The sequence below is a fragment of the Streptomyces sp. NPDC050509 genome (genome assembly GCF_044457965.1).
GTDB lineage: Bacteria > Actinomycetota > Actinomycetes > Streptomycetales > Streptomycetaceae > Streptomyces.
In genome coordinates this window covers 809,056-830,662 of sequence record NZ_JBITHL010000001.1, presented here as the reverse complement: position 1 = coordinate 830,662, position 21,607 = coordinate 809,056, and the positions used below count along the sequence as shown (strand labels likewise).

Here is a 21,607-nt window from a genome sequence, read left to right as displayed (position 1 = left end):
TGATCTCCGCATGGCCGCTCCCGGCCCCGATGAGGGTGTCCGGGACATCCGTCCCGTACGGAACAGGGCGTAAACGGGCGATGAACTCGCCCTTTCGTTCATCCGATAGCCTCTGCCGACGTGCCGCCCCCCGGATCCCGGGGCCTGCCGCCGCGCACCCAGCCCTGTCAGCGTCAAGGAGTGAGTTCGTCTGTCGACCGCCATCCTCACCGGTGCTCCGGTACCCGGATCGCCGCTCGAAGGCGATCTGCGGTCCCTGGGCTTCGACGTACGGACCGCGCCCGGCGCCGAGGAGGCCCGGAGCCTGCTCGCCGAGGCCCCCGCGTCCGAGCGCGTCGCACTCGTCGACGCCCGCTTCGTCGGCCACGTCCACGCCCTGCGCCTGGCCCTGACCGACCCGCGCTTCCCCGCCGCCGCGGCCCCCGGGGCGCTCACCGCCCAGCCCGCGGCCCGGGGAGCGCTGCTGAGCGCGCTCACGGCCGTGGAGGTGGAGGGCGACGTGTCCCTGACCGACCGGGTCGCCACCGCGCTCGACGCCGGGGGCACCGCCGTCACCCGCCCCGAGCTGGGGTCGCTCGTCGCCGTCGTACCCGCCGACGCGCCCGCCCGCGAGCGGGCCGAGGCGGCCGTCGCTGCCGTCGACGACGAGGCCGTACGGCTGCGCTCCGCGGTGAAGGCCCGCGACGGCTTCTTCACCACGTACTGCATCAGCCCCTACTCCCGTTATCTCGCGCGCTGGTGCGCCCGCCGCGGCCTGACCCCCAACCAGGTCACCACCGCCTCGCTGGTCACCGCCCTGATCGCGGCGGCCTGCGCGGCCACCGGCACCCGCGGCGGCTATGTCGCCGCCGGGGCGCTGCTGCTCTTCTCCTTCGTCCTGGACTGCACCGACGGGCAACTCGCCCGCTACTCGCTCCAGTACTCCACGATGGGCGCCTGGCTCGACGCGACCTTCGACCGCGCCAAGGAGTACGCCTATTACGCGGGGCTCGCCCTCGGCGCGGCCCGTGGCGGCGATGACGTCTGGGCGCTCGCGCTCGGCGCGATGGTCCTCCAGACCTGCCGCCATGTGGTGGACTTCTCCTTCAACGAGGCAAATGTCGACAGTGAGGCGGTGAAGGGCGGCGGCAAGGCCGTCGTCGGCACCCCCACCGCCGCGCTCTCCAGCAGGCTCGACAGCGTCGGCTGGACGGTCTGGGTACGCCGCATGATCGTGCTGCCGATCGGTGAGCGCTGGGCGATGATCGCCGTGCTGACCGCCCTGACCACGCCCCGGATCGTCTTCTACGCGCTCCTCGTCGGCTGCGGCTTCGCCGCCTGCTACACCACCGCGGGACGCGTCCTGCGCTCCGTGACCCGCAAGGCCGTGCGGACCGACCGGGCCGCCGGTGCGCTCGCGGACCTCGCCGACTCGGGACCGCTCGCCGAACTCGTCGCCCGTGTGCTGCGCCGCCCGGCCCGCGCGCTCCCGGGGATCCTGCCCTTCCTGATCGCCCTCGTGGGCGGTGTCACGGTCGTCGCCGCGGCGGCCTTCGGCCCGCTGGGGATCCCGGGGCCCGACAACGGGTCCTTCGACGGCGCTGTGCTCATCGGCAGCGCCCTGGTGTACGTCCTGACCTCGGGGTTCGCCGTCGCCCGCCGGATGGGCGGCGCACTCGACTGGCTCATACCGCCGGTCTTCCGGGCGGCCGAGTACGGCACCGTACTGGTGCTCGCCGCCCGCGCCGACGCCCCCGGCGCCCTGCCGGCGGCGTTCGGGCTGGTGGCGGCCGTCGCCTACCATCACTACGACTCGGTGTACCGCATCCGCGGCGGCACCGGCGCCCCGCCCCGAGGGCTCGTCCGGGCGCTCGGCGGACACGAGGGCCGCACGCTGCTGGTCGCCCTGTGCGCCGCCTTCTCCACCCGCGCCTTCGACTTCCCGCTGGAACTGACGGTGCTCGCCGTCGCCGTGGCGCTGATCGCGCTCGTGGAGTCCATCCGGTTCTGGGTGTCCTCCGGAGCCCCCGCCGTACACGACGAAGGAGAACCCGCATGATCGGCCTCGTACTCGCAGCCGGAGCAGGACGGCGTCTGCGCCCCTACACCGACACGCTGCCCAAGGCCCTCGTGCCGGTCGACCCGGCGGGGGAGGGCACCACCACCGTCCTCGACCTGACCCTGGGCAACTTCGCCGAGGTCGGACTGACCGAGGCCGCGATCGTCGTCGGCTACCGCAAGGAGGCCGTGTACGAGCGCAAGGCCGCCCTGGAGGAGAAGTACGGCCTCCGGCTCACCCTGGTCGACAACGACAAGGCCGAGGAGTGGAACAACGCCTACTCCCTCTGGTGCGCCCGGGACATCCTGGCGCGCGGCGTGATCCTGGCCAACGGCGACACCGTCCACCCCGTCTCCGTCGAGAAGACGCTCCTCGCCGCGCGCGGCGAGGGCCGCCGGATCATCCTCGCCCTCGACACGGTCAAGTCCCTCGCCGACGAGGAGATGAAGGTCATCACCGACGGCGACCGGGGCGTACGCCGGATCACCAAGCTGATGGACCCGGCCACCGCCACCGGCGAGTACATCGGGGTCACCCTGATCGAGCCCGAGGCCGCCGCCGATCTCGCGGACGCGCTCAAGGCCACCTTCGAGAAGGACCCCGACCTCTACTACGAGGACGGCTACCAGGAGCTGGTGAACCGCGGCTTCACCCTCGACGTCGCTCCCATCGGCGACATCCCCTGGGTCGAGATCGACAACCACGCCGACCTCGCGAAGGGCCGTGAGATCGCGTGCCAGTACTGACCCGGCTCATCCCGTCACCGGTCGTCGTGGACATCAGGCCCGGCGCCATGGACGATCTCGCCGGGCTCCTCGCCGACCAGCGGATCTCCAGCTCGGGAAAGCTCTCGATCGCCGTCAGCGGCGGCTCGGGCCAGGCGCTGCGCGAGAGGCTCGCTCCGGTCCTCCCCGACGCCGACTGGTACGCCGTGGCCGACGGCACGATCGACTCGGCGGTCAGGCTCGCCGACGACATCAAGGGCAAGCGGTACGACGCGGTGGTGGGCCTCGGCGGCGGCAAGATCATCGACGTGGCGAAGTACGCGGCGGCCCGGGTCGGGCTGCCCATGGTGGCCGTCGCCACCAACCTCTCGCACGACGGCATCTGCTCGCCCGTCTCCATCCTCGACAACGACAACGGCCGCGGCTCGTACGGTGTCCCGACGCCCATCGCCATGGTCGTCGACCTCGACGTCATCCGGGACGCGCCGGTCCGCTTCGTCCGCTCCGGCATCGGGGACGCGGTCTCCAACATCTCGGCCATCGCGGACTGGGAACTCTCCCACCGGGTCAACGGCGAGCCGGTCGACGGACTGGCCGCCGCCATGGCCCGTACGGCGGGCGAAGCCGTGCTGCGCCACCCCGGCGGGGTCGGCGACGACGAGTTCCTCACCGTGCTCGCCGAGGCGCTGGTCCTCTCCGGCATCGCGATGTCGATCAGCGGGGACACCCGTCCCTCGTCCGGCGCCTGCCACGAGATCAGCCACGCCTTCGACCTCCTCTACCCGGGGCGCTCCGCGCTCCACGGCGAACAGGTCGGCTTCGGTGCCGCCTTCGCCATGCGGCTGCGCGGCGCCGAAGAGGAATCACTGCTCTTCACCGAGGTGCTGCGGCGCCACGGGCTGCCCGTGCTGCCCGAGGAGATCGGCTTCACCGTCGACGAGTTCGTACGGGCCGTCGCCTACGCGCCGCAGACCAGACCGGGCCGTTTCACCATCCTTGAGCACCTCGACCTCTCCACCGACCAGATCAGGGACGCGTACGCCGACTATGCCTCGACCCTCAGTAGCTGAACTCCGCCCGGTCGTCCACCCGGAAGGAGTGAAGGACCGGCGCAGTGGTGAGCACTGGGCCGGACGTCTGTACATGCGGGAAATCTCGCTGCACATCGACCCGTACCTGGTGAACACCCGGATCACGCCCAACCAGCTCACCTACCTCATGGTGGTCGTGGGGATCGCGGGTGGCGCCGCGCTGCTGCTGCCCGGACTGCCGGGCGCGATCCTCGCGGTCGTCCTCTTCCAGATCTATCTGCTGCTCGACTGTGTCGACGGCGAGGTGGCCCGCTGGCGGGGGCAGACCTCCATCACCGGCGTCTACCTCGACCGCATCGGCCACTACCTCTGCGAGGCCGCGCTGCTGGTCGGCTTCGGGGTGCGCGGCGCCGACGTGTTCCACCAGAACGGCACCTCCACCAACTGGCTGTGGGCCTTCCTCGGCACGCTCGCCGCGCTCGGCGCGATCCTGATCAAGGCCGAGACCGACCTGGTGGACGTGGCCAGGCAGCGCAGCGGACTGCCCGCCGTCAAGGACGAGGCGTCCGTGCCGCGCTCCTCCGGCCTCGCGCTGGCCCGCCGGGCCGCCGCCATGCTCAAGTTCCACCGGCTCGTCGGCGGCATCGAGGCCAGCCTCTTCATCCTCGTGGTGGCGATCCTCGACCAGGTCAACGGCGACCTGTTCTTCAGCCGGCTCGGGATCGCGGTCCTCGCCGGGATCGCCCTCCTCCAGACCCTGCTCCACCTGGTCTCCATCCTGGCGTCCAGCAGGCTGAGGTGACTGACATGCGGCCAGGGCCTGTCCGGCGGATCACCGGACAGACCCTCGGCGCGGTGATCATCACGATGGGTGACCGCCCTGACGATCTGCGTGCGCTGCTCGACTCCGTGGTCCGTCAGGACGGCGACCCGGTCGAGATCGTCGTGGTCGGGAACGGCGCCCCGGTGGGCGCCGTTCCGCCCGGCGTACGGACCGTGGAGGTGCCGGAGAACCTCGGCATCCCCGGCGGCCGCAACGTCGGCATCGAGGCGTTCGGGGCCGCGGCCTCCGAGGTGGACGTCGTGCTCTTCCTGGACGACGACGGGCTGCTTCCCCGGACCGACACGGCCGCGCTGATCCGCGACGCCTTCGCCGCCGACCCCGTCCTCGGCATCGTCAGCTTCCGGATCACCGACCCGGAGACCGGGCTCACCCAGCGCCGGCACGTGCCCCGGCTGCGTGCCTCGGACCCGATGCGCTCCTCCCGCGTGACGACCTTCCTCGGCGGCGCCAGCGCCGTACGGACGAAGGTCCTCGCGGAGGTCGGCCCGCTGCCGGAGCACTTCTTCTACGCCCACGAGGAGACCGACCTCGCCTGGCGGGCCCTGGACGCGGGGTGGATGATCGACTACCGCGCCGACATGGTGCTGAACCACCCGACGATGCCGCCGTCCCGGCACGCGGTCTACCACCGCATGGTGGCCAGGAACCGGGTGTGGCTGGCCCGCCGTAACCTCCCTGCCCCCGTTGTCCCTCTCTATCTCGGCGTCTGGCTGCTGCTCACCCTGGTACGCCGCCCGTCAGGGCCCGCCCTGAAGGCATGGTTCGGGGGGTTCCGGGAAGGCTGGGCCACACCGTGTGGTCCGCGGCGCCCGATGAAGTGGCGTACGGTATGGCGGCTGACCCGGCTGGGCCGACCGCCTGTCATCTGACAAGCTCAGTTCTGAGAGCATCGGGTTTACTTCCGGGGCCTGGCCGTCCGCGCCTGTGCCCGACCGGCTGCGCATCTTGAAGACGAAAGTTTCAACTTGTGAGTGACACAACCCATGAGGGTGCGATCGCTGTGAGCGCCCCCCCGTCGCCCGACGACGGTCTGTCCGCGGCGGAGCTCGCCGCCAAGTACGGCCTGTCGGTGAGCGGTGCCCGGCCAGGGCTGCGCGACTACGTCCGCCAGCTCTGGGGCCGTCGGCACTTCATCCTGGCCTTCTCCCAGGCGAAGCTCACGGCCCAGTACAGCCAGGCGAAGCTGGGGCAGCTCTGGCAGGTGGCGACCCCCCTGCTGAACGCCGCTGTCTATTACCTGATCTTCGGGCTGATCCTCCAGACCAAGCGGGGCATCCCGCAGGAGGTCTTCGTCCCGTTCCTGGTCACCGGCGTCTTCGTCTTCACGTTCACCCAGAGTTCGGTGATGGCCGGGGTCCGCGCCATCTCCGGGAATCTGGGGCTCGTCCGGGCCCTGCACTTCCCCCGGGCTTCGCTGCCGGTCTCCTTCTCCCTCCAGCAGCTTCAGCAACTCCTGTTCTCCATGGTCGTGCTGGTCACCGTGGCGGTCATCTTCGGCAGTTACCCGAGTCTGAGCTGGCTGCTGGTCCTGCCCGCCCTGGCGCTCCAGTTCCTCTTCAACACCGGCCTGGCGCTGATCATGGCGCGGCTGGGCAGCAAGACGCCCGACCTCGCCCAGCTCATGCCGTTCGTGATGCGCACGTGGATGTACGCGTCGGGTGTGATGTTCTCGATCCCGATCATGCTCAAGGACAAGCCGAGCTGGATCGCCGACGTGCTCCAGTACAACCCGGCCGCGATCTACATGGATCTGGTCCGGTTCGCGCTGATCGACGGGTACGGCTCGGAGAATCTGCCCGCGCACGTCTGGCTCGTCGCGCTGGCCTGGTCCGTGCTGATGGGCGTCGTCGGGTTTGTGTACTTCTGGAAGGCTGAGGAGCGGTACGGCCGTGGCTGAGGACAACAAGCAGGGACGCGTCCCCACGGTCATCGCCGACGACGTGCACATCGTGTACCGCGTCAACGGCGGTGGCGGCGGCAAGGGCAGCGCGACCGCGGCCCTGAGCCGCATACTCCGCCGCGAGAAGGGGGAGTCGCGAGGCGTCCGCAAGGTCCATGCCGTGCGGGGCGTCACCTTCACCGCGTACCGCGGCGAGGCGATCGGCCTGATCGGCACCAACGGCTCCGGCAAGTCGACCCTGCTGCGCGCCATCGCGGGGCTGCTGCCCGCCGAGAGCGGCAAGGTCTACACCGACGGCCAGCCGTCCCTGCTGGGCGTCAACGCCGCGCTGATGAACGACCTGACCGGCGAACGCAACGTCATCCTCGGCGGTCTCGCCATGGGGATGTCGCGCGAGCAGATCCGGGAGCGGTACCAGTCGATCGTCGACTTCTCCGGCATCAACGAGAAGGGCGACTTCATCACGCTCCCGATGCGCACGTACTCCTCGGGCATGGCCGCCCGGCTCCGGTTCTCCATCGCCGCCGCCAAGGACCATGACGTGCTGATGATCGACGAGGCCCTGGCCACCGGCGACCGCAAGTTCCAGATCCGTTCCGAGCAGCGGATCCGCGAGCTGCGCAAGGAGGCCGGCACGGTCTTCCTGGTCAGTCACAGCAACAAGTCGATCAGGGACACCTGCGACCGCGTGCTGTGGCTGGAGAAGGGCGAGCTGCTGATGGACGGTCCTACCGACGAGGTCATCAAGGCCTACGAGAAGGAGACCGGCAGGTAGGCCCGGGACGCCCGAGAGACTGACCAACGCCCCCGCCGGAGCGATCGGACGGGGGCGTTGGCATGATACGAACCGATCATCGTTGGTCAAGGATCGGTCAAGTCCGGTGGGTCGGGGGAAGGTTGGCAGGTAATGCCGCGTTCTCGTCATGCGACTGACACCCCGACGTGTTCCTCTTGCTTGTACAACGTAAGCTGGGCCGGGCCGATTCGCGGCAAGTGGGGCGATACCCACGGGCGACCCGGCTGCCAGCGGGCCTCCTTTACTCGGAGGGACGGGCGGCGTGTCCGAAATGGGATGTATTGGGTCGGCAGTGTAGAACGGGAGATGTGACGGCAATGACGGAAAATCTCCAGCTCCGCGAGGATTCCGCCGTCCCCGTAACGGGTAGCGCGCAGTGACGGGCACCCCGGATGTGCGCCCCGACCACTCCTCGCGCACCACGCTCGACAAGGCCGCGGACGAGAACTTCCCCGTGGCCCCCTTCTTCCTGCCGCGCGCCTGGCGCGACGACCTGATGGCGGTGTACGGGTACGCCCGCCTCGTCGACGACATCGGTGACGGCGATCTCGCCCCCGGCGGCGCCGACGCCCGCCACCTGGGCGTCGCCCCCGGCCTCGCCGACGACAGGACCGCCGTGCTCGACGCCTTCGAGACCGACCTGCGGCGGGTCTTCGACCTCCACGGCCCCGCCCCCGGCCATCCGCTGCTGCGCGCCCTGGCCCCGACCGTACGGCGCCGCTCACTGCCCCCCGAGCCGTTCCTCGGACTCATCGGGGCCAACCGCCAGGACCAGGTGGTGCGGCGGTACGAGACCTACGACGACCTGCTCGCCTACTGCGAGCTCTCCGCCAACCCGGTCGGCCGCCTCGTCCTCGGGATCACCGGCACCGCGAGCCCCGAGCGGCTGCGCCGCTCCGACGCCGTCTGCACGGCGCTCCAGATCGTCGAACACCTCCAGGACGTGACCGAGGACCTCGGCCGCGACCGGATCTACCTCCCCGCCGAGGACATGAAGCGCTTCCATGTCACCGAGGCGGACCTGGCCGCTCCCACCGCGAACGCCTCCGTACGCTCCCTGGTCGCCCACGAGGCCGAACGCGCCCGGCTGCTGCTGGACGAAGGCACCGCCCTGGTGGGCAGCGTCCACGGCAGGCTCCGTCTCCTCCTCGCCGGATTTGTGGCGGGAGGGCGCGCCGCCCTCGCTTCGATCGCGGCGGCCGGGCACGATGTGCTCCCCGGGCCGCCCAAACCCACCAAGCCACGTCTGCTGCGTGAAGTGGGAGCTGTCTTGCGAAGTGCGCACAGAGAGGGGTGAGCCGGAACGTGGAGGGACAGACGCCCATGTCCGCGCCGGTACTGGCGGCCTACAGCTACTGCGAGGCCGTCACCGGGCAGCAGGCCCGTAATTTCGCCTACGGCATCAGGCTGCTGCCGACCGACAAGCGGCAGGCCATGTCCGCGATGTACGCCCTCTCCCGGAGAGTGGACGACATCGGCGACGGCACGCTCGCGCCCAAGGTCAAGCAGACCCGGCTCGAAGAGACCCGGGCGCTGCTGGACCGGGTCAGGGCGGGCGAGGTGGACGAGGACGACACCGACCCCGTGGCGGTCGCCGTCGCGGACGCGGCGCGCCGCTTCCCGGTGCCCCTCGACGGGCTCGACGAGCTGATCGACGGCGTCCTGATGGACGTCAGGGGCGACACGTACGAGACCTGGGACGACCTCAAGGTCTACTGCCGGTGTGTCGCGGGCGCCATCGGCCGGGTCTCCCTCGGCATCTTCGGCACCGCCCCCGGCGCCCCCGGGGCCGAGCGCGCCGCCGAGTACGCCGACACGCTGGGGCTCGCCCTCCAGCTCACCAACATCCTCCGCGACGTCCGCGAGGACGCCGCCAACGGCCGTACGTACCTGCCCGCCGACGACCTCGCCAAGTTCGGCTGCTCCGCCGGGTTCCACAGCGCGTCCCCGGCCCCGGGCGCCGACTTCGCCGGACTGGTCCACTTCGAGGTCCGCCGCGCCCGCGCGCTCTTCGCCGAGGGCTACCGGCTGCTGCCCCTGCTCGACCGGCGCAGCGGTGCCTGCGTCGCCGCCATGGCCGGTATCTACCGCCGGCTGCTCGACCGCATCGAGCGCGACCCCGAGGCCGTGCTCCGCGGCCGGGTCTCGCTCCCCGGCCACGAGAAGGCGTACGTCGCCGTGCGCGGGCTCTCCGGGCTCGACGCCAGGACCATCTCCCGGCAGGCCGTCAGGAGGCGCGGCTGATGCGGGAGCCGAGACCGGTCGCCCCCGCTCCTTCGCACGCATATCCGCACGAAGGATGCTCAACCTCACGTGGACATGACGCGTCCCTGCCTACGGAGGGCCCGGCGGCACCGCACCGCCCCACGGGCCCGACGACAAGGGGGAACGCATGACAGCGGCCGAAGGAAGCCGGGCCCGCCGCGCCGTGGTGGTCGGCGGCGGGCTCGCCGGCATCACCGCCGCCCTCCAGCTCGCCGACGCCGGGGTACGGGTCACCCTCCTCGAAGGCCGGCCGCGCCTCGGCGGACTCGCCTTCTCCTTCCGTCGAGGCGACCTCACCGTCGACAACGGCCAGCACGTCTACCTGCGCTGCTGCACCGCGTACCGCTGGTTCCTCGACCGGGTGGACGGAGCCGAGCTCGCCCCCCTCCAGGACCGCCTCGACGTACCCGTCCTGGATGTCGGCGGGGACCGGCCCCGTCTCGGCCGGATCCGCCGCACCGCCCTGCCCGTCCCCCTGCACCTCGCGCCCGGACTCGCGGCGTACCCGCACCTCTCGCTCGCCGAGCGCGCCTCCGTGGCCCGCGCCGCGTTCGCCCTCCAGCGGCTCGACCTCACGGACCCCGCGCTGGACGGCACCGACTTCGCCACCTGGCTCCACCGCCACGGACAGTCGGCCCGTACGATCGAAGCCCTCTGGGACCTCGTCGGGGTGGCCACCCTCAACGCCACCGCGCCGAACGCCTCCCTGGCGCTCGCCGCGATGGTCTTCAAGACCGGGCTGCTCTCCGAGCCCGGCGCCGCCGACATCGGCTGGGCCCAGGTCCCGCTCGGCGACCTGCACGACACCCTGGCCCGCAAGGCCCTGGACTCGGCGGGCGTACGCACCGAGGTCCGCACCCGGGTCGGCGGGGTCTCCCGCGCCGACGACGGTAGCGGCTGGCACGTGGACGTGGACGGCGAACGGCTCGACGCGGACGCAGTCGTCCTCGCCGTACCCCAGCGCGAGACCCACGCCCTGCTGCCCGAGGGCGCGCTCGACGCCCCCGACCGGCTGCTGGAGATCGCCACCGCGCCCATCCTCAACCTCCATGTCGTGTACGGCCGCCGGGTGCTGCGCCGCCCGTTCTTCGCCGCGCTGGGCTCGCCCGTCCAGTGGGTCTTCGACCGCAGCCACGCCTCGGGACTGACGGACGGCCAGTACCTGGCGGTCTCCCAGTCCGCCGCCCAGGACGAGATCGACACCCCCGTCCCGGAGCTGCGCGAGCGCTACCTCCCCGAACTGGAACGGCTCCTGCCCGCCGCGCGCGGCGCGGAGGTACGGGACTTCTTCGTCACCCGGGAGCGGACGGCGACCTTCGCTCCCGCCCCCGGCGTGGGCCGGCTGCGCCCGGGGGCCCGTACCCGCGCCCCCGGTCTCTTCCTGGCCGGCGCGTGGACCGCCACCGGCTGGCCCGCCACGATGGAGGGCGCGGTGCGGAGCGGATTCGACGCCGCGGGCGCCGCACTCTCCGCACTCGGCCACCGCCGTCAACCCCCCTCGCAGGAGGCGGAATGAGCCCGAGTACCGCACCGACGAGTACTGGAACAAGAGGAGAGACCGTGCCGACTGTGCCCCCGGCCAACCCGGTTGTCGACACCGCGGACGTCTACGCGCTGCTGGAGCGGGGACGGACTCTGTCCACGCCCGTCCTGCGCGCCGCCGTCGACCGGCTGGCCACGCCCATGGACACCGTCGCCGCCTACCACTTCGGCTGGATCGACGCCGAGGGCCGCCCCGCCGACGGCGACGGCGGCAAGGCCATCCGCCCGGCGCTCGCCCTGCTCTCCGCGGAGGCGGCCGGCGCCGCCCCCGAGAAGGGCGTCCCCGGCGCCGTCGCCGTGGAACTGGTCCACAACTTCTCGCTGCTGCACGACGACCTGATGGACGGCGACGAGCAGCGCCGCCACCGCGACACCGTATGGAAGGTGCACGGCCCCGCGCAGGCCATCCTCGTCGGTGACGCCCTGTTCGTGCTCGCCAACGAGGTGCTGCTGGAGCTCGGCACGGTCGAGGCGGGCCGCGCCACCCGCCGGCTGACCACCGCCACCCGCAAGCTGATCGACGGTCAGGCCCAGGACATCTCCTACGAGCACCGCGAGCGGGTCACCGTCGAGGAGTGTCTGGAGATGGAGGGCAACAAGACCGGCGCCCTGCTCGCCTGCGCCGCCTCCATCGGCGCCGTCCTCGGCGGCGCCGACGACCGTACGGCCGACACCCTGGAGTCGTACGGACACCACCTCGGACTCGCCTTCCAGGCCGTCGACGACCTGCTCGGCATCTGGGGCGACCCGGAGGCCACCGGGAAGCAGACCTGGAGCGATCTGCGCCAGCGCAAGAAGTCCCTGCCGGTCGTCGCCGCGCTCGCCGCGGGCGGACCGGCCTCGCAGCGACTCGGCGAACTGCTCGCCGCCGACGCCAAGAGCAGCGACTTCGAGAGCTTCTCGGAGGAGGAATTCGCGACCAGGGCGGCGCTCATCGAGGAGGCGGGCGGCCGGGAGTGGGCCTCCCAGGAGGCCCACAGGCAGCACGCCATCGCCATCGAGGCCCTGGACCACGTGGACATGCCGGAAAGGATCCGCGCGCAGCTCGTCGCGCTCGCGGACTTCGTCGTCGTACGAAAGAGATGATCACCATTCCCATATAACCGCGTCGCCGTCCTGCGCCACCGGCACCGGACGACGGAGACCCCAGGCACAGCAGAAGAACACCACTGCACGAAGGGGAAGCCATGACAGCGACGACCGACGGAAGCCCCGGGGCCATGGGACCCCGCGCAGCCTCGGCCAGCGGACCGACCGACACCACCACCCTCCCCGCGGCGGGCGGTGACCTCCGGGTCGCCGCCGAGCGGGCCACCGCACGATCCGTCGAGCACCTGCTCGGCCGGCAGGACGCCCAGGGGTGGTGGAAAGGGGATCTGGCCACCAATGTGACGATGGACGCCGAGGATCTGCTGCTCCGTCAGTTCCTGGGTGTGCAGGACCCCCGTACCACCGAGGCCGCGGCTCTCTTCATCCGCGGCGAACAGCGCGCCGACGGCACCTGGGCCACCTTCTACGGGGGCCCGCCCGAACTCTCCGCCACCATCGAGGCCTATGTCGCGCTGCGGCTGGCCGGGGACCGGCCCGAGGACCCGCACATGGCGCGCGCCTCCCAATGGGTGCGCGAACACGGCGGGATCGCCGCGAGCCGCGTCTTCACCCGGGTCTGGCTGGCCCTCTTCGGCTGGTGGAAGTGGGACGACCTCCCCGAACTGCCGCCCGAACTGATCTTCCTCCCCAAGTGGTTCCCGCTCAACATCTACGACTTCGGCTGCTGGGCGCGGCAGACCATCGTGCCCCTCACCATCGTCTCCGCGAAGCGGCCCGTACGGCCAGCCCCCTTCGCCCTCGACGAACTGCACTCCGACGCGGCCCGCCCCCGCCCCCGCCGGCCGTTCTCGCCCATGGCGAGCTGGGACGGCGCCTTCCAGCGCCTCGACAAGGCCCTGCACACCTACCACCGCTTCGCGCCGCGCCTGCTGCGCCGTACCGCGATGAACGCCGCCGCCCGCTGGATCATCGAGCGGCAGGAGAACGACGGCTGCTGGGGCGGGATCCAGCCACCCGCCGTCTACTCGGTCATCGCCCTGCACCTGCTCGGCTACGACCTCGACCACCCGATCATGCGGGCCGGACTCGAATCGCTCGACCGGTTCGCCGTCTGGCGCGAGGACGGCGCCCGGATGATCGAGGCGTGCCAGTCCCCGGTCTGGGACACCTGCCTCGCCACCATCGCGCTCGCCGACGCGGGCCTCAGCCCGGACCACCCTGCCCTGGTCAAGGCGGCCGACTGGATGATCGGCGAGCAGATCGTCCGGCCGGGGGACTGGGCCGTACGCAGACCCGGACTCACCCCCGGCGGCTGGGCGTTCGAGTTCCACAACGACAACTACCCCGACATCGACGACACCGCCGAGGTCATCCTCGCGCTGCGCCGCGTCGGACACCCCGACCCCGAACGGCTCGACGCGGCCGTCGACCGCGGCGCCCGGTGGAACCTCGGCATGCAGTCGCGCAACGGGGCCTGGGGCGCCTTCGACGCCGACAACACCAGCCCGTTCCCCAACCGGCTGCCCTTCTGCGACTTCGGGGAGGTCATCGACCCGCCGTCCGCCGACGTGACCGCGCACGTCGTCGAGATGCTCGCCTACGAGGGCAGGTCCCACCACCCCGCCACCCGGCGCGGCATCGAGTGGCTGCTCGCCGAACAGGAGACCAACGGCGCCTGGTTCGGCCGCTGGGGCGTCAACTACGTCTACGGCACCGGCGCGGTGGTGCCCGCCCTCACCGCGGCCGGACTGCCGCCCTCCCACCCCGCGATCCGGCGCGCGGTCACCTGGCTCGAATCCGTCCAGAACGAGGACGGCGGCTGGGGCGAGGACCTGCGCTCCTACCGCGAGGAGGAGTGGATCGGGCACGGCGCCACCACCGCCTCCCAGACCGCCTGGGCGCTCCTCGCGCTCCTCGCGGCGGGGGAGCACGGCAGCGAGGCCGTCGAACGGGGCATCGCCGTCCTCGCGGCGACCCAGCGCGAGGACGGCTCCTGGGACGAGCCGTACTTCACGGGCACCGGCTTCCCGTGGGACTTCTCCATCAACTACCACCTCTACCGGCAGGTCTTCCCCCTGACGGCCCTCGGCCGCTACCTCCACGGGGAACCGAAGGCCCTCGCCACCCGCTCCGGCGTCCGACAGGGCGTCTGATGGAGCGGCCCCAGGGGCCGTCCTCCGGTTCCGGTACGCCGCTGCTGATCGCCTGCGCGCTCTCCATCGAGCGCTTCGCCCTGCGCGGCTCGGGACGGGGCGCCGCGGCGGGCCCCGTCACCGTGCTCCGTACGGGCATGGGCCCCAGGAACGCCGAGCGCGCCGTGGCCCGCGCGCTCGGCGAGCCCCGGCACGGGGACGCGGCCGTCATCGCCGCCGGATTCTGCGCCGGGCTCACCCCGGGGATGAACCCCGGGGACCTGATCGTCGCCGACGAGACCCGCGACAGGAACGGCGCCACCCCCTGTACGGGCACCGGCCTCCTCGTGGAGGCGCTGACCCGGGCCGTACCGGGACGCACGGTCCACACCGGCCCGCTGACCGGCTCCGACCACGTCGTACGCGGTCACGAACGGGCCGCGCTGCGCGCCACGGGGGCGCTCGCGGTGGACATGGAGTCCGCCACCACGCTGCGGTGCGCCCTCGCCGCGGGGCCACGCGCGGTTGCGGCCGTCCGGGTGGTCGTGGACGCTCCGGAGCATGAGCTCGTCCGTATTGGCACAGTAGGCGGTGGAATATCAGCCTTCCGTGTACTTCGTGCCGTCCTTCCAGCTTTCTATGAATGGCACCGTTCTTTGCTGCTCCCCAGGAGGTGAGCTAGATGGCCATGCCACTCCGTCAGACCATCAGGGTCGGGACGTACCTCTTCGAACAGAAGCTCCGCAGGCGTGAGAAGTTCCCGCTCATCGTCGAGCTGGAACCCCTCTTCGCCTGCAATCTGGCATGCGAGGGCTGCGGCAAGATCCAGCACCCCGCCGGGGTGCTGAAACAGCGCATGCCCGTCGCGCAGGCCGTCGGGGCGGTTCTGGAGTCCGGGGCGCCCATGGTCTCCATCGCCGGCGGCGAACCGCTGATGCACCCCCAGATGGACGAGATCGTCCGGCAGCTCGTGGCCCGCAGGAAGTACGTCTTCCTCTGCACCAACGCCATGCTGCTGCGCAAGAAGATCGAGAAATTCACCCCCTCGCCCTACTTCGCCTTCGCCGTGCACATCGACGGGCTGCGCGAGCGGCACGACGAGTCCGTCGCCAAGGAAGGCGTGTTCGACGAGGCCGTCGCCGCGATCAAGGAGGCCAAGCGGCGCGGATTCCGGGTGACCACCAACTCGACCTTCTTCAACACCGACACCCCGCAGACCGTCATCGAGGTGCTCAACTACCTCAACGACGACCTGAAGGTGGACGAGATGATGATCTCGCCCGCCTACGCCTACGAGAAGGCCCCCGACCAGGAGCACTTCCTGGGCGTCGAGCAGACCCGGGAGCTGTTCAAGAAGTCCTTCGCCGGCGGCAACCGGGCGCGCTGGCGCCTCAACCACTCGCCGCTCTTCCTGGACTTCCTCGAAGGCAAGGCCGACTTCCCCTGCACCGCGTGGGCCATCCCCAACTACTCGCTCTTCGGCTGGCAGCGCCCCTGCTACCTGATGAGCGACGGATACGTCCCGACGTACCGCCAGCTCGTCGAGGAGACGGACTGGAGCAAGTACGGCCGCGGCAAGGACCCGCGCTGCGCCAACTGCATGGCGCACTGCGGCTACGAACCGACCGCCGTCCTCGCCACCATGGGCTCCCTCAAGGAGTCCCTGCGCGCGGCCCGCGAAACGGTCGTCGGGACGCGCTGACGGCATGACCACGGGAGAGCCGGCGGCGCTGGGGCTCCCCACGCCGCCGGCCCGGCCGGTCGCGAAGCTGAACGAATCCGAGAGGGGGACGGGCGTGTCTGTTCTGGAGCACATCCGTGGGCCGCACGATCTCAAGGCACTGACGGCGAGCGAACTCGGCGAACTGACCGAGGACATCAGAGCGTTCCTGATCCAGGCGGTGGCGCGGACCGGGGGCCATCTCGGGCCCAACCTCGGGGTGGTGGAGCTGACCGTCGCCCTGCACCGGGCCTTCGACTCGCCCGCCGACCGCATCCTGTGGGACACGGGCCACCAGAGTTACGTCCACAAACTCCTCACCGGCAGGAAGGACTTCTCCAAGCTGCGCGGCAAGGGCGGCCTTTCCGGCTACCCCTCCCGCGAGGAGTCGGTCCACGACGTCATCGAGAACTCGCACGCCTCCACCGTGCTCGGCTGGGCCGACGGCCTCGCCAAGGCCCGGGACGTGCTCGGCGGCGACGACCATGTCGTCGCGGTCATCGGGGACGGCGCGCTCACCGGCGGCATGGCCTGGGAGGCGCTGAACAACATCGCCGCCGCCAAGGACCGCCCGCTGATCATCGTCGTCAACGACAACGAACGGTCGTACGGGCCGACGATCGGCGGCCTCGCCGACCATCTCGCGACGCTCCGCACCACCGACGGTTACGAGCGGTTCCTGGCCTGGGGCAAGGAGGTCCTGCACAGGACCCCGGTCGTGGGCCGACCCCTGTACGAGTCGCTGCACGGCGCCAAGAAGGGGTTCAAGGACGCCTTCGCCCCCCAGGGGATGTTCGAGGACCTCGGCCTCAAGTACGTCGGACCGGTCGACGGCCATGACATCGCCGCCCTGGAGTCGGCCTTCCACCGGGCCAAGCGCTTCCACGGCCCCGTACTGATCCACTGCCTCACCGAGAAGGGGCGCGGCTACGCCCCGGCCCTGGAGGACGAGGCGGACCGCTTCCACACCGTCGGTGTGATGGACCCGCTGACCTGCGAGCCGCTGGCACCGGCCGCGGGCCCCTCCTGGACGTCGGTGTTCCGCGACGAGATCGCCGAGATCGGGGAGGAGCGCCCCGACGTCGTGGCGATCACGGCGGCCATGCTGCACCCCGTGGGGCTGACGAAGTTCGCCGAACGGTTCCCCGACCGCGTCTGGGACGTGGGGATCGCCGAACAGCACGCGACGGTCTCCGCCGCCGGACTCGCCACCGGCGGACTCCATCCCGTCGTCGCCGTCTACGCCACCTTCCTCAACCGCGCCTTCGACCAGCTTCTGATGGATGTCGCCCTGCACCGCTGCGGAGTGACCTTCGTCCTGGACCGGGCCGGGGTCACCGGTGTGGACGGCGCCTCGCACAACGGCATGTGGGACATGTCGATGCTCCAGTGCGTGCCCGGTCTGCGGATCGCCGCGCCGCGCGACGCCGGCCAACTGCGCGCCCAGCTCCGCGAGGCCGTCGCCGTCGACGACGCGCCGACCGTGCTGCGCTTCCCCAAGGCAGCGGTGGGACCGGAGATCCCCGCGGTCGGGCGCGTCGGCGGCATGGACGTCCTGCGCCGGGCGCCGGATGGCGCCGGCGCCCTTGACGATGTGCTGCTCGTCGCGGTCGGCGCCCTCGCGCCGGTCTGCCTCGGCGCCGCTGAACTCCTCGCGGAGCGCGGCATCGGCTGCACCGTGGTCGACCCGCGCTGGGTCAAACCCGTCGACGAACAGCTCGCGCCGCTCGCCGACCGGCACCGGCTGGTCGCGGTCGCCGAGGACAACTGCCGCAGCGGCGGCGTGGGTTCCGCCGTCGGCCAGTCGCTCCGCGACGCGGGCGTCGACGTACCGCTGCGTACCTTCGGCATCCCCGAACAGTTCCTGGCGCACGCCAAACGCGGTGAGGTGCTGGCCGACATCGGCCTCACCCCGGTCGAGATCGCGGGACGGATCAGCGCCGCCCTGACAGGCGAGGAGAGCGAGCGATGAGCGGATCCCCCAGACCGGCACCGTCCAAGGGGTTCGATCTGCCGAGCCTGCTCGCGGAGCGCGGCGCCGAGCGCTACGAGCTGCACACCAAGCACCTCAACCACCAGCTCCCGCGCATGCTGCACACCATCGGCTTCGACCGGGTGTACGAACGGGCCGAGGGTGCCTACTTCTGGGACGCGGACGGCAACGACTACCTGGACATGCTCGCGGGCTTCGGCGTGATGGGCCTCGGCCGGCACCACCCCGTCGTCCGCAAGGCGCTCCACGACGTCCTCGACGCCTCCCTCGCCGACCTCACCCGCTTCGACTGCCAGCCGCTGCCGGGCCTCCTCGCCGAGAAACTCCTCGCGCACAGCCCGCACCTGGACCGGGTGTTCTTCGGCAACAGCGGTACGGAGGCCGTCGAGACGGCCCTGAAGTTCGCCCGGTACGCCACCGGCCGGCCCAGGATCCTCTACTGCGACCACGCCTTCCACGGGCTGACCACCGGGTCGCTCTCCGTCAACGGCGAGGACGGTTTCCGCGACGGCTTCGCCCCGCTGCTGCCCGACACCGCGATCGCACTCGGCGACCTCGACGCGCTGGAGCGTGAGCTGGCCCGCGGCGACGTGGCCGCACTCGTCGTGGAGCCGATCCAGGGCAAGGGTGTGCACGCCGCGCCGCCCGGCTTCCTGCGTGCCGCCCAGGAGCTGCTGCACCGCCACAAAGCGCTGCTCATCGCCGACGAGGTGCAGACCGGTCTCGGCAGGACCGGCGACTTCTACGCGTACCAGCACGAGGAGGGGGTGGAGCCGGACCTCGTCTGTGTCGCGAAGGCGCTCTCCGGCGGCTACGTGCCCGTCGGCGCGACCCTCGGCAAGGACTGGATCTTCAAACGCGTCTACTCCTCGATGGACCGGGTCCTGGTCCACTCCGCGAGCTTCGGCTCCAACGCCCAGGCCATGGCGGCGGGGCTGGCCGTCCTGTCGGTGCTGGAGGACGAGGAGATCGTCGCGGGCGTACGAACCACCGGCGAGCTGCTCCGCTCCCGGCTGGCCGCCCTCGTGGACCGCTACGAGCTGCTGCACGAGGTACGCGGCCGGGGGCTGATGATCGGCATCGAGTTCGGCCGGCCCGACTCGATCAAGCTGCGCGGGCGCTGGGCGATGCTCCAGGCCGCGCGCAAGGGTCTCTTCGCCCAGATGGTCGTCGTACCGCTGCTCCAGAAGCACCGCATCCTCACCCAGGTCTCCGGCGACCATCTTGAGGTGATCAAGCTGATTCCGCCCCTGATCATCGGGGAGCGCGAGGTGGACCGCTTCGTGGCCGCCTTCACGGCGGTGATGGACGACGCGCACGCCGGGGGCGGACTGATGTGGGACTTCGGCAGGACACTGGTGAAACAGGCCGTCGCCAACCGGTAGCGGGCATCGCTAACCGGTAGCGGCCACGGCGTCCGGCCTGGCCGGTCCGCACCGGATTCTTTTGCCTCCGGGGCAAGAAATTTGCCCCGGAGGAAAGTTCCTGGCGCAATGGACGTATGAGCACACCTCCTGCCGGAGAGGCGGCCGACGAGCTGCCCGACCAGCTTCCCGACGTCGCGCCGCGACTGCGCGAGCTGCGCCGTGGCCGCCGGCTCACCCTGGAGGCCGCCGCCCGGCGGGCGGGGCTCTCTCCCGCCCATCTCTCCCGGCTGGAGACCGGCCGCAGACAGCCCTCCCTGCCCATGCTGCTCGGGCTGGCCCGGATCTACGGGACGACCATCTCCGAACTGCTCGGCGAGGCGCCGCCGGAGCGCGAGCCGATCGTCCGGGCCGGCCGGGCCGAACCCGTCGAGGCCGACGGATGGACGTACCACCAGGCGGGCGGCTCCGGACGTGCCATGCAGCCGCTGCGGCTGGAGGTGCCGTACGGGGCGCAGGGCGACCTGGTCCGGGTGCACCCCGGCGAGGAGTGGCTGTACGTTCTCGACGGCCGGCTCAGGCTGAGCCTCGGCGACACCCCGCACCTGCTGGGCCCCGGCGACAGCGCGCACTTCGACTCGCTCACCCCGCACCGCATCGCGGCGGCCGGACCCGAGGGGACCGAGCTGCTCTTCGTCCACACCCTGCTCCAGAGCCCGACCGCCGACCTGTGCCTCGGCGGCCCGGCCCACCGTGTCTGACCTGACGAGAGAGGCCCCCACCATGTCGGAGACCGAGCACCCGGTGCCTCGTGACGGAGCACCGCACCATGTCATGGACGAGGAGAAGAGGTTCCCGCGCGGGCTGGTGATCCGGCTCTTCGCCTATCTGGTGGCCGGGCACATCTTCGCGGCCTTCCTCTATCTCCTCTTCCACCTCGGAGCCCAGGGGCAGTGACCGCCGGCACGCGAAGGAGCCCCCGGCGGCGTCAGCCCTCGTCCAGGAGGCGCGCGCGCAGCCGCTCGCGGGTCCCGGGCGTGAGGCCGAGGCCGTCGGAGAGATAGCGGTCGGTGGAGCCCCAGGTCTTCCCGATGGCGTCGAAGGCGGCGCGCAGGTAGTCGGCGCGGGCGTCGAAGAGCGGGCTGAGCAGCGCCGACGCCTCACCCGACACCGCGGCGGGCGTGCGGTCGGCGCGGCGGAAGAGGTAGCGGCGGTGCGGGTCGTTCGACTTGAGGTAGTCCGCCTCGATCGCCTCCGGCTCGACGCCGACCGCGAGCAGCGCCACGGCGACCGAGATACCGGCGCGGTCCTTGCCCGCCGCGCAGTGCAGCAGCGCGGGGAGGCTGTCCTCGGCGAGCGCGTGCAGCAGGCGGCCGTGCTCCGCGGTGCGCTCCGTGACGATCGCGGCGTACGAGCCGGTCATCCGGGCCGCGGCCCTGCCGTCCCCGAGGAGCGAGCGGAGCTGGTCGATGTCGCCGTACCGGACCATCCGCCAGAACTCGGCGCCGTCGGCCGGGTCGGAGAGCGGGATGTTCACATGGCGTACGCCCGTCAGCGCCACGTCCGCGCCGTCCAGCCGCAGATCGGCGGAGTTGCGGAAGTCGAAGATCGTGTGCAGACCGAGGCCGGTGAGAAAGGCGGCGTCCTCGACGCTCGCGTGGGCGAGATGCCCGCTGCGGTAGAGCGCGCCGTACCGCACCCGCCGTCCGTCCACGGCCGGCAGGCCGCCGACATCACGGAAGTTGCGCACCCCGGACAGCTCCGGCTCGGTGGACGGGACCTGCGGCGACTGCTGCGTCACGCCTGCTCCTCCGTGTCTGCCGTCGGCGTTGCTCGCCGGCGGAGTCGATTCCCGACCCTACGACATCCGTTCGCGCGCTCGTCAGTGCCGAGGAGCGGCTGCGGAGCGGCCGATGAGTGGCCGATGAGCGCGTGCATGCGGACAGCGCACGCGGGGATAAAACGCCCAAACAGTCCTCTGTCCGGATTGACTGATTCCGCACAACCTGCCCCGGTCGCGGGGGAGATGGGTGGCGGCTGGTGAGCAGGATCATATCCGTGACGTTCCGTGGTGACGGCGCGAAAGGGAAAGGCCACCTCGAAAGGGAATTGGGGAGCGGTCTCCACACAGGGTGACGGGCGATCTTCCGGCAACGGGACGTGTATGTCGCCGATGGAAAAGGGTGGCTTGTTCCGGCCGTCCCACT

19 protein-coding genes are annotated in these 21,607 nt (G+C 71.3%); 18 read left to right on the top strand and 1 reads right to left on the bottom strand.

All coding sequences use genetic code 11. The features are described from left to right. Window positions 1-190 precede the first annotated feature (190 nt). The 18 genes from ACIBJC_RS03190 (at window position 191) to ACIBJC_RS03105 (ending at window position 20,357) form a co-directional block, all read left to right on the top strand. On the top strand, window positions 191-2,038 hold the full coding sequence (locus ACIBJC_RS03190) for a DUF5941 domain-containing protein (RefSeq protein ID WP_399288085.1): 1,848 nt from the start codon (window positions 191-193) through the stop codon (window positions 2,036-2,038). Continuing rightward, window positions 2,035-2,784, top strand: coding sequence for a sugar phosphate nucleotidyltransferase (locus tag ACIBJC_RS03185; RefSeq protein ID WP_399286971.1), 750 nt, complete (start codon window positions 2,035-2,037; stop codon window positions 2,782-2,784). The genes ACIBJC_RS03190 and ACIBJC_RS03185 overlap by 4 nt, the downstream gene beginning before the upstream one ends. After that, the gene (locus ACIBJC_RS03180; protein ID WP_384917133.1) at window positions 2,772-3,833 is read left to right on the top strand and encodes an iron-containing alcohol dehydrogenase family protein; all 1,062 of its coding nucleotides are present in this window, start codon (window positions 2,772-2,774) and stop codon (window positions 3,831-3,833) included. The genes ACIBJC_RS03185 and ACIBJC_RS03180 overlap by 13 nt, the downstream gene beginning before the upstream one ends. After that, window positions 3,811-4,596 (top strand): CDP-alcohol phosphatidyltransferase family protein, encoded by a 786-nt coding sequence (locus ACIBJC_RS03175; protein ID WP_399286967.1) that lies wholly within the window; start codon window positions 3,811-3,813, stop codon window positions 4,594-4,596. The genes ACIBJC_RS03180 and ACIBJC_RS03175 overlap by 23 nt, the downstream gene beginning before the upstream one ends. Window positions 4,597-4,601: 5 nt before the next feature. Then, window positions 4,602-5,507, top strand: coding sequence for a glycosyltransferase family 2 protein (locus ACIBJC_RS03170; RefSeq protein ID WP_399286965.1), 906 nt, complete (start codon window positions 4,602-4,604; stop codon window positions 5,505-5,507). A 98-nt stretch (window positions 5,508-5,605) separates the two neighbouring features. Next, a complete protein-coding gene (locus tag ACIBJC_RS03165) occupies window positions 5,606-6,535 on the top strand; it encodes an ABC transporter permease (RefSeq protein ID WP_329827657.1) in 930 nt (309 codons plus the stop codon). Beyond that, window positions 6,528-7,313, top strand: a complete 786-nt coding sequence (locus tag ACIBJC_RS03160) for an ABC transporter ATP-binding protein (RefSeq protein ID WP_399286962.1) — start codon at window positions 6,528-6,530, stop codon at window positions 7,311-7,313. The genes ACIBJC_RS03165 and ACIBJC_RS03160 overlap by 8 nt, the downstream gene beginning before the upstream one ends. Window positions 7,314-7,710: 397 nt before the next feature. Next, window positions 7,711-8,631, top strand: a complete 921-nt coding sequence (gene hpnC / locus ACIBJC_RS03155; protein ID WP_399286959.1) for a squalene synthase HpnC — start codon at window positions 7,711-7,713, stop codon at window positions 8,629-8,631. Continuing rightward, a complete protein-coding gene (gene hpnD / locus ACIBJC_RS03150; protein WP_399286957.1) occupies window positions 8,628-9,578 on the top strand; it encodes a presqualene diphosphate synthase HpnD in 951 nt (316 codons plus the stop codon). The genes hpnC and hpnD overlap by 4 nt, the downstream gene beginning before the upstream one ends. A gap of 148 nt (window positions 9,579-9,726) precedes the next feature. Beyond that, the gene (hpnE, locus tag ACIBJC_RS03145) at window positions 9,727-11,115 is read left to right on the top strand and encodes a hydroxysqualene dehydroxylase HpnE (RefSeq protein ID WP_399286954.1); all 1,389 of its coding nucleotides are present in this window, start codon (window positions 9,727-9,729) and stop codon (window positions 11,113-11,115) included. Further along, a complete protein-coding gene (locus tag ACIBJC_RS03140) occupies window positions 11,112-12,227 on the top strand; it encodes a polyprenyl synthetase family protein (RefSeq protein WP_399286951.1) in 1,116 nt (371 codons plus the stop codon). The genes hpnE and ACIBJC_RS03140 overlap by 4 nt, the downstream gene beginning before the upstream one ends. Before the next feature lie 101 nt (window positions 12,228-12,328). Next, complete coding sequence (gene shc, locus ACIBJC_RS03135) at window positions 12,329-14,344, top strand: squalene--hopene cyclase (RefSeq protein WP_399286949.1); 2,016 nt, start codon at window positions 12,329-12,331, stop codon at window positions 14,342-14,344. Further along, the gene (locus ACIBJC_RS03130; RefSeq protein ID WP_399286946.1) at window positions 14,344-15,000 is read left to right on the top strand and encodes a 1-hydroxy-2-methyl-2-butenyl 4-diphosphate reductase; all 657 of its coding nucleotides are present in this window, start codon (window positions 14,344-14,346) and stop codon (window positions 14,998-15,000) included. The genes shc and ACIBJC_RS03130 overlap by 1 nt, the downstream gene beginning before the upstream one ends. Window positions 15,001-15,005: 5 nt before the next feature. Next, window positions 15,006-16,025 carry an adenosyl-hopene transferase HpnH gene (hpnH, locus tag ACIBJC_RS03125; protein ID WP_399286943.1) on the top strand — a complete coding sequence of 340 codons (1,020 nt, stop codon included), beginning with the start codon at window positions 15,006-15,008 and terminating at the stop codon, window positions 16,023-16,025. 94 nt (window positions 16,026-16,119) lie between these two features. After that, the gene (gene dxs, locus ACIBJC_RS03120; RefSeq protein ID WP_399286940.1) at window positions 16,120-18,015 is read left to right on the top strand and encodes a 1-deoxy-D-xylulose-5-phosphate synthase; all 1,896 of its coding nucleotides are present in this window, start codon (window positions 16,120-16,122) and stop codon (window positions 18,013-18,015) included. Continuing rightward, a complete protein-coding gene (locus ACIBJC_RS03115) occupies window positions 18,012-19,421 on the top strand; it encodes an aspartate aminotransferase family protein (protein ID WP_399286938.1) in 1,410 nt (469 codons plus the stop codon). The genes dxs and ACIBJC_RS03115 overlap by 4 nt, the downstream gene beginning before the upstream one ends. A 116-nt stretch (window positions 19,422-19,537) precedes the next feature. Continuing rightward, on the top strand, window positions 19,538-20,161 hold the full coding sequence (locus ACIBJC_RS03110; RefSeq protein ID WP_399286936.1) for a helix-turn-helix domain-containing protein: 624 nt from the start codon (window positions 19,538-19,540) through the stop codon (window positions 20,159-20,161). A gap of 22 nt (window positions 20,162-20,183) precedes the next feature. Next, complete coding sequence (locus ACIBJC_RS03105; protein WP_399286933.1) at window positions 20,184-20,357, top strand: DUF6126 family protein; 174 nt, start codon at window positions 20,184-20,186, stop codon at window positions 20,355-20,357. Window positions 20,358-20,388: 31 nt separating this feature from the next. Here the strand turns inward: ACIBJC_RS03105 and ACIBJC_RS03100 are convergent, their stop codons facing one another. After that, entirely contained in the window at window positions 20,389-21,201 is an 813-nt protein-coding gene (locus ACIBJC_RS03100; protein ID WP_399286930.1) for a tyrosine-protein phosphatase, read from the bottom strand. Window positions 21,202-21,607: the final 406 nt, after the last annotated feature.